This is a genomic window from Brevundimonas sp. UBA5936 (assembly GCA_002430835.1).
Taxonomy (GTDB): Bacteria; Pseudomonadota; Alphaproteobacteria; order Caulobacterales; family Caulobacteraceae; genus Brevundimonas.
Genome location: DJDA01000122.1, coordinates 1 through 8,559 on the forward strand (window position 1 = coordinate 1; position 8,559 = coordinate 8,559).

Sequence of the window (8,559 nt, forward strand, 5' to 3'; positions counted from 1 at the left end):
GGACGCCGACGTGCGCGCCCGCTTCGAGGCCCTGCGCGCCTGGCGCCGCGAGCGCGCCGTCGAACAGCGCGTGCCGCCCTACGTCATCTTCCAGGACAAGACCCTGGTCGAGATCGCCTTGCAGGAACCGCGCGGGCTGGATCAGCTGGCGGTCATTCCCGGCGTCGGGGCGGGCAAGCTGGATCGTTACGGCCCGGCCGTGCTGGAGGCGCTGGAGGCCGTCGCCTGACGATTTCCATGACCAAAGCGTAACTGGCGCATCGCCGTCTCGCCTGTCACCCCTTTCGCCGAGAGCGAGGAGAGGGGATGCTCATGAAGCGGATGTTGGCTGCGGGCGTCGCCTGCCTGGCGATGGCGGGCGCGGTTCAGGCGCAGGAAGCCCCGAACGCGGCGCCCGGACCGATGGACCAGCCGCGCGACTGGTCCGCGACCCTGGTTCAGGACGCGACCGGCCTGCACGCTGTCATGGTCGACAGCCATCCGGGCGTGCATGATCCGCTCAATCCCGGCTTCCGCGCCCGCCTGGATCAGGGCCTGGCGACCGCGCTGGAGCGGGCGAAGACCACTACGGACCGGGGCGGCTGGTGGTGGGCGATGCGCGCCTATGTCGCCAGCTTCGAGGACGGCCACGTCCAGATCAGCCTGACCCAGAGGGACTTCGGTTTCCCGACCCGCTGGCCCGGCTTCCTGACCGTCTATCGCGGCGCCGATCAGGTGGTGGCCGACCGCGATGAGAGTGACGCCGCCGTCCCGCCGCTGGGCGCCCGGCTGATCGACTGCGACGGGGTGGACGCCGCGACCCTGGCCGAACAGCGCATCGGCCAGTTCCGGGGCCGCTGGTTCCTGGAGGCGATCAAGACCCGCTTCGGCGACTGGATGTTCCTGAGCGCGGAGAACCCGTGGCAGACCGAGATGAAGACCTGCCGTTTCGAGACCGGCGGCGCGACCCGGACCTACGCCCTCGACTGGCGCGCGACGCCCGATGATCTGAGCGATCGCCGCGCCCGGCTGTCGTCAGGCGCCCGGCCCGACTTCGCCCTGAAGCATTTCGACGACGGCGGTTTCTGGATCTCGACCCCCACCTTCAACGGCGATCCCGCCAGCGAGGCCCACGCCGAACTGACCGCCCTGGTCGCCGACATGAAGGCCAAGCAGGACGCCCTGCGCGCCGCCTCCTATGTGGTGCTGGACCTGCGCGGCAACGGCGGCGGCTCCTCGCACTGGAGCCAGCTGATGGCCCAGGTTCTGTGGGGCGACGACTGGATGGCCGCCCATCCCGAACCGGCGATCGAGGGCGTCGACTGGCGCGCCTCGGACGGCAACATCGCCGAAATCTCCGCCTTCCTCGACAAGCTGCGCGCCTCGAACGGCCAGCCCGAACTGATCGCCTGGGCCGAAGACGCCATCAACGGCATGACGGCGGCGAAGGCCGCCGGTCAGGTCTATTGGCGCAGCGCCAATGATGAGCCCGCCGACGCCGCTCCATCGCCGCCCGCACCGCAACTGATGAAGGGCCGGGTCTATGTCCTGACCGATTCCAGCTGCGGCTCGGCCTGTCTGGATGCGGTCGATCTATGGAAGACCGTGGGCGCCGTCCAGGTCGGGCGCGAGACCTCGGCCGACACCGTCTACATGGAGATCCGCGAGCCCGTCCTGCCCAGCGGCCTGGCTGAGATCGCCGTGCCAATGAAGGTCTATCGCGGCCGCGCGCGCGGTAATAACGAGCCGCAACGCCCCCAGTACGTCATCGAGGGCGACATGGGCGACGACGCGGCCCTGCTGGCCTCGATCCGTCGGCTTCAGCCGAACTGACGCCTCAGCGCAGGAAGCGTTCGACCGCCTGCTGGAACTGACGGGGGCGGTCGATCATGACCATGTGCTCGGCCCCCTCGATCCGCTCGAAGGCGGCGGGACGCGGCAAGGAGCGATAGCCGGCGCGGAACAGGCCGTCGACATGGCTGCGCGGACTCTTGTCGTCGGGGCTCCAGCCGTAGACGACCGTGACTGGCGCCTCGATCAGCGGCAGGCGGGCGCGCAGGTCGGTGGTCATCACCTCATACAGGCCCTGGGCCAGGACGCGGCGGTCCCCGCCCTGCCAGCCCAGGCCGCCCAGAACACTGTCGGCCGCGCCGCCCAGCTCCAGCCCCATGGAAGAGGCCTGGGTCCGCAACGCCTGGTCGCCCAGCAGCATCAAGCCCTGATAGGCGATGCGGGCCAGCGGTTCGACGTCGGCGGCGGTCGAGCCGGGGCTGATCAGCGACGGGAAGAAGGGCGAGGCGTCCACCACCATGACCTTGCCCACCCGATCGCCCGCATCAGCGGCGATCCGCAGCGCCACCTGACCGCCCATCGAATGGCCGATCAAGGCCGGACGCTCCAGCCCCTGCTCATCGATATACCGACGGATCTCGGCGGCAGTCGGGCCGCCGACCAAGCCCTCGGCGTTGCCGCCGGGCGCCGTCTCGCCAAAGCCGCGCACCGTCACCAGATGCACCCGATAGCGTCCTTCCAGCGCCGCCGCCGTGCGCGCCCAGACGGCCGAGGTCGAAGCCAGGCCGGGGATCAGCACCACGTCCGGCCCGCGGCCCTTGGTCTCGACCAGGATGCGCGACGACTGGAACGGCGCAGCGGCGGGCGCAGCGGGCTCGGCCGATACCGCCGCCGGCAGGGCGACGCTGGCCACGAAGGCCGCCAGAACGGCGGGCAGGATGTCGAAACGGAGCGATTGGCGCATGACGCCAGCCTGCCGGGCGATAACGGCGAAACCTCGACCAGGGCGCGCGCACGGCTGGGCCATTGTGTTTTTTCTCTAACGGGAGTGAACTCGGTTCATTCCTGGGGAGGATGCTATGAAACCAATCACTATCGCCATAGCCGCCGTCGCCGCGCTGGCCGCTTCACCCGCCCTGGCCGAAAGCTGGCACGTCGTCTCGCGCAGCTCGGCTACCGTCTTCATGCTGGACGTGGATTCCATCACCGAGGGGGACGGCGCGCGCACGGCCCTGCTGGCGCGCGTGCCGGCGTCGGGCGCGACCGCCGACCTGTCCTATTCCGCCGGCCAGATCAGCATCCGCTGCAGCGCCGGCCAGTCCAAGCCGGGGGTGGAGATCCTGTACGGCCCAGACGGCGCCGAGCAGGAACGGATCGACGACGGCTACGATTTCGACGCCATCGCCAAGAACTCTCTGGATTCCTACATCAAGGACATGCTGTGCGACGGCCAGCGCAGCACCAGCATCTATCCGTCCATCCGCGCCTTCATCGAGGCCGGCCGGCCGCGCTAAGGCGGCGCCGTGAGGCGGCCCGCCCCTTGCCGGGGCGGGGTCCGGCGTTTATCGCCTAGCTTGGGGGCGCACGCCCCTGGTTCGGGCGGCTCCTGCTCCATCCTCAGCGCCTGAGACGACGCCCAGGCGGCCGGACCTGTAGTGTAAACAGTCAGAGTCGCCGCCTTGCCCAACCCGACGTCCGCCGTCGCCGCCTCGTCCCGCGTTCCCGAACCCGCTCTCGACCCGCAAAGCCTGGAGCGCCTGCGCGCTCTGCTGAGCGCCAACGCCGACGCCATGGTGGCCGCCTTCTATCAGGTGCTGCTCAACGACCCGGACGCCCAGACCTTCCTGCATCACTCCATCGTCCAGGAGCGCCTCAGCCCGTCCCTGCGCAACTGGCTGATCGACCTGTTCGCCCCGGATCTGGACACGCGCGACGCCGCCTTCATCGCCCGCCAGACCAAGATCGGCGAGGTTCACGCGCGCATCAAGATTCCCATGCACTTGGTCATGGCCGGGGCCGCCGTGCTCAAGGCGCGGCTGGCGGACGAGTTGGCAGCGGACCCGGAGGCCTTCGCCCTGCTGCGCCTGGCGGGCCAGCGCATCGACCACGCCCTTCGCCTGATGAGCCAGTCCTATGAGAAAGGCGCCAGCAACCGCGCGCGCCTGGACGAAGCCTACCGCCTGTTCTCCCTGGATCAGGACATCCATTTCGAGCGTGAAAGCCAGCGCGCGGGCCTGATGGAATGGAGCCAGAAGACCCTGTTCCGCATCCTGGGATCCGGCGGCGTCGATGGAGCGGGCGCCCTGGGCGCCTCGCCGTTCGGTCTGTGGATCCGGCACCGGGCCGACTTCCTGTTCGACGGCTCGCCGCACCTGGCTCGACTGAACGCGACCATGGAACGGATCGACAGCGAGCTTCTGCCCCGCTTCACGCCGGACGCCGCCCCGGCCGACCTGGCCGCGCCCCTCAAGGCGCTCGAAGCCGCCGTCGAGGAGGTCGCCTTCCTGCTGAACGAGATGTTCCAGGGGCTGGCGGGCATGGAGGGCGGCCGCGACCCGCTGACGCGCGCCCTGAACCGGCGCTTCCTCTCGTCGATCCTGAGCCGCGAAATCGGTTTCGCCAACGCCAATCACACGCCCCTGTCGGTGCTGCTGCTGGACGTGGATCACTTCAAGCGGATCAACGACACCCACGGCCATCCGGTCGGCGACGAGGTGCTGCGCCAGGTGGCCGAGGCCGTGACCGAAAACGTTCGCCCCAGCGATTTCGTCTTCCGCTACGGCGGCGAGGAGTTCCTGGTGGTCCTGGTCGAGACCAGCCTGCACCAGGCCGCGACCATCGCCGAGCGGATGCGCCTGGCCCTCGCCGCCAAACCGATCGCGGCGGCGGGCCTGCCCCCCTTCAGCATCACGGCGTCGATCGGGGTCGCCGCCCACCAGGGCCACCCAGACGAGAACTATCTGATCAAGGCGGCCGACGACGCCCTCTACCGCGCCAAGCAGAACGGCCGGAACCGGGTCGAGCAGGACCGCCGCGGCGTCTGACGGCGCGCCGCCAGTCATCGCGAAGGCGCTTCCCCTCACTTAAAAAACAGAGTTATCCTCCAAGGCGGGACGCAGGGGGATGGAATGCCGGAATTCGACGCGCTCTTCGCCTTCTACGCCCTGTTGCTGGGGCTGGCGGTGGCCAATGTCGCGACCGCCTTCGCAGAAATGTACAAGGTGCGCGGCCGCGTCGTCATCGGCTGGACGGTCCCGCTGCTGGGCGTCGTCGTCCTGACCGCAGCCTGCCAGCAATGGCTGTCCCTGTTCCGCGCCCAGGCGGACATGAAGCTGGGCCCCGGCGAGCTTCTCATCTGCCTGGCGATGGCCCTGCCCTACATCTTCATCAGTCAGGTCATCCGGCCTCGTCACGACGAAACCGCGTCGCTCGAAGCCTATTACGCCGAGCATCGCCGAGTTCTGGCCGGGGCCTTGCTCGTGCCCGTGCTCGCCAGCAGCATCGTCAACGTCATCTATGCGGTGGCGCTGAAGGAAGGCCTCGCCATGGCCGCGCTCGGCTTCCTGATATACCAGGGCGTCCGCTACGCCTGCATCATTCCAATGCTGATCTGGCCGAATGTCGCTGTGCAGCGAGCAGGCCTGATCGTCCTGCTCGCGCACACGGTCCTGATGATGTTCTAGGCGTCAGGCGTCGACGGCGGCGTCCAGGGCGTTGTCCTGGATGAATTCGCGGCGCGGCTCGACCACGTCGCCCATCAGCTTGGCGAACAGGTCGTCGGCGTCGTCGCCATGCTCGACCTTCACCTGCAGCAGGGTGCGGGCGTTGGCGTCCAGGGTGGTCTCCCACAGCTGTTCCGGGTTCATCTCGCCCAGACCCTTGTAGCGCTGGATGGCGATGCCCTTCTTGCCCGCGTCCAGCACGGCCGCCAGCAGGTCCAGCGGACCGCGGATGGTCGTGGTCTTGTCCTTGCGGCGATAGACGGCCGGGGCCGAGAACAGGCCGTCGAAGGCGGCGGCGCGTTCGGCCAGACGACGGGCGTCCAGCGAACGGCCCAGCACTTCGTCCAGCACGATGGTCTCGCTGACGGCGCGGCGCACGCGATTGAAGGCCACGCCGCCCTGTGCGGCCAGTTCGCCGCTCCACGGACCGTCGCCCTCTTCGGCGTAGAGGTTCAGCCGCTCGGCCGCGCGCGCGGCCCGGTCGGCCAGTTCGCCGGCGTTCTCGTCGAACAGGCCCGCCAGCGCGCCCTGTTCGATGGCGAAGGCCGGGGCGCGGGTCGCCAGCCGGTCGACCAGAGCCTTGAAGCTCTTGGCCTCGCGAACCAGTTCCTGCAGGTCCATGCTGGCGCGCACCTCGCCCGAGGCCAGTTCCAGAACGGCTTCGGCGCTGCCTTCCTCGATCAGATAGGCGTCCATTTCCGCCTGATCCTTGACGTAGCGGTGCTGCTTGCCCTTGGAGACCTTATAGAGCGGCGGCTGGGCGATATAGACGTGGCCACGTTCGATCAGCTCCGGCATCTGACGATAGAAGAAGGTCAGCAGCAGGGTGCGGATGTGGGCGCCGTCGACGTCGGCGTCGGCCATCAGGATGATCTTGTGGTAGCGCAGCTTGTCAGCGTTGAAGTCGTCACGGCCGATGCCGGTGCCCAGCGCCAGGATCAGGGTGCCGATCAGGTCGGATGACAGCATGCGGTCGAAGCGCGCGCGCTCGACGTTCAGGATCTTGCCGCGCAGGGGCAGGACGGCCTGGTTCTCGCGGTTGCGCGCCTGCTTGGCCGAGCCGCCAGCGGAGTCGCCCTCGACGATGAACAGTTCGGACTTGGCGGGGTCGCGTTCCTGACAGTCGGCCAGCTTGCCGGGCAGGGAGCTGATCTCCAGCGCCGATTTGCGGCGGGTCAGGTCGCGCGCCTTGCGGGCGGCTTCACGCGCCGATGCGGCCTCGATGATCTTGGAAACGACCAGCTTGGCCTCGACCGGGTGTTCCTCGAACCAGGTCGACAGGCCCTCGGTGCACAGGCTTTCGACCGCCGGGCGCACCTCGGACGAGACCAGCTTATCCTTGGTCTGGCTGGAGAATTTCGGGTCAGGCACCTTGACCGACAGGACGCAGGTCAGGCCTTCGCGCGCGTCTTCGCCCGAGACGGAGACCTTCTCCTTCTTGGCCAGGCCCGAGCTTTCGATATAGGCGCCCATGACGCGCGTCAGGCTGGCCCGGAAGGCCGACAGGTGGGTGCCGCCGTCGCGCTGGTTGATGTTGTTCGTGAAGCACAACATCGTCTCGTGGTAGCTGTCGTTCCACCACAGGGCCAGGTCCAGCTCGATGCCGTCCTTTTCGCCGCGAATGACGATGACGTCCTTCAGGATCGGGGTCTTGGATTTATCGAGGTGGCGCACGAAGGCTTCGACGCCGCCCTCATAGTGCAGCAGGATCTCGACCGGCTCAGCCCCGCGACGGTCGGTCAGCTTGATGACCACGCCCGAGTTCAGGAAGGCCATCTCGCGCAGGCGGTGCTCCAGCGTCTTCAGGTCGAAGTCGATGTGGCTGAAGGTGTCGATCGACGGATAGAAGGTGACCTCGGCGCCGGTCAGCAGACGGCCCTTGTCTTCGCGCATCGGCGCATCGCCGATGACGGCCAGCGACCGCACCGTCTCGCCGCGCTCGAAGCGCACGCTGTGCTTCTTGCCCTCGCGATAGATGACCAGCTCCAGCCAGTCCGACAGGGCGTTGACCACCGAGACGCCCACGCCGTGCAGACCGCCGGACACCTTGTAGGAGTTCTGGTCGAACTTACCGCCCGCGTGCAGCTGGGTCATGATGACCTCGGCCGCCGAGATGCCTTCCTCGGCGTGCGTCGCCACCGGAATGCCGCGCCCGTTGTCGGTCACGGTGACCGAACCGTCCTCGTTCAGGGTGACGGTGACCAGATCGGCGTGTCCGGCCAGGGCCTCGTCGATGGCGTTGTCCACCACCTCATAGACCATGTGGTGCAGGCCCGAGCCGTCGTCCGTGTCGCCGATATACATGCCGGGGCGCTTGCGCACGGCGTCCAGGCCTTTGAGAACCTTGATGGAATCGGCGCCGTACTCAGGCGAGGGAGCAGTCTGTTCGGTCATGAAAACGTCGGCTCAGGGTCCGCGGACGGACAGGGAAGTGGCGACGCGGAGGACGCCCGTCTCAGGGGCGCAAATCAGCGCGCCCCGAAGTCCTCGATATATAGGAAATTCGACGGGAAAAGCGAGCCTTTAAGCCCTAGACGGACAGGCCGCCGCCTTCCACCGCCACGAACTGCGCGCGCCCCTCCAGCGCCGCGAACAGCGGGCGCTCGGTGCCGGTCATGAAGGCCTGCAGCTTCAGCGCCTCGATCTCGTCGAACAGGGCGGCGCGGCGGGCTTCGTCCAGATGGGCGGGCGCCTCGTCCAGCAGCAAGACGGGCTGCGCGGGCTGATCCGCCAGACGCGCCACCTGGGCCAGGATCAGGTTCAGCACCAGGGCCTTCTGCTCGCCGGAAGACCCCTCGGCGGCGGGCCGGTTCTTCTCGCGATGCAGGGCCGTCAGGTCCGAGCGGTGCGGCCCGAACAGGCTGCGTCCCGCCGCCGCGTCACGAGCCCGGGCGCGCATCAGGCCCTCGCCCAGCGCCTCGACGATGTCGGCCTCGTCCGCCCCGGCCGCCGCCATCTCCTCGGCCGGACCGGCCAGTCCCAGGTCGGCCTGGGGGAAGGGGCGGTCGGCGCGAGCGTCAATCCCGGCCTGAAGCTCTTTCAACGCCGCCGCGCGCGCCATAGCCGC

7 protein-coding genes and 1 pseudogene are annotated in these 8,559 nt (G+C 68.5%); 5 read left to right on the forward strand and 3 right to left on the reverse strand.

Features of this window, described 5'->3' with window-relative positions; genetic code table 11:
* Together B2Y21_RS12740 and B2Y21_RS12745 are read left to right on the forward strand one after the other, a co-directional pair.
* A partial coding sequence (locus B2Y21_RS12740; protein ID WP_292060237.1) for an HRDC domain-containing protein occupies positions 1-229 on the forward strand: 229 nt, incomplete at its 5' end.
* Positions 230-312: 83 nt separating this feature from the next.
* Positions 313-1,812, forward strand: coding sequence for a S41 family peptidase (locus B2Y21_RS12745; RefSeq protein ID WP_292060238.1), 1,500 nt, complete (start codon positions 313-315; stop codon positions 1,810-1,812).
* A gap of 4 nt (positions 1,813-1,816) precedes the next feature.
* Here the strand turns inward: B2Y21_RS12745 and B2Y21_RS12750 are convergent, their stop codons facing one another.
* Positions 1,817-2,734: an alpha/beta fold hydrolase gene (locus tag B2Y21_RS12750; RefSeq protein WP_292060239.1), complete on the reverse strand. Its 918-nt coding sequence runs from the start codon at positions 2,732-2,734 to the stop codon at positions 1,817-1,819.
* 115 nt (positions 2,735-2,849) lie between these two features.
* Here B2Y21_RS12750 and B2Y21_RS12755 point away from each other — a divergent pair, with 115 nt between their 5' ends.
* The 3 genes from B2Y21_RS12755 (at position 2,850) to B2Y21_RS12765 (ending at position 5,453) form a co-directional block, all read left to right on the forward strand.
* Positions 2,850-3,284, forward strand: coding sequence for a hypothetical protein (locus B2Y21_RS12755; protein WP_292060240.1), 435 nt, complete (start codon positions 2,850-2,852; stop codon positions 3,282-3,284).
* A 165-nt stretch (positions 3,285-3,449) separates the two neighbouring features.
* Positions 3,450-4,814: a diguanylate cyclase gene (locus B2Y21_RS12760; protein ID WP_292060241.1), complete on the forward strand. Its 1,365-nt coding sequence runs from the start codon at positions 3,450-3,452 to the stop codon at positions 4,812-4,814.
* 84 nt (positions 4,815-4,898) lie between these two features.
* A complete protein-coding gene (locus B2Y21_RS12765) occupies positions 4,899-5,453 on the forward strand; it encodes a hypothetical protein (RefSeq protein WP_292060242.1) in 555 nt (184 codons plus the stop codon).
* Positions 5,454-5,456: 3 nt separating this feature from the next.
* Here the strand turns inward: B2Y21_RS12765 and gyrB are convergent, their stop codons facing one another.
* A complete protein-coding gene (gyrB, locus tag B2Y21_RS12770) occupies positions 5,457-7,886 on the reverse strand; it encodes a DNA topoisomerase (ATP-hydrolyzing) subunit B (protein ID WP_292060243.1) in 2,430 nt (809 codons plus the stop codon).
* A 136-nt stretch (positions 7,887-8,022) separates the two neighbouring features.
* A pseudogene (locus B2Y21_RS12775) lies at positions 8,023-8,559 on the reverse strand (DNA replication and repair protein RecF); the annotation flags it as partial.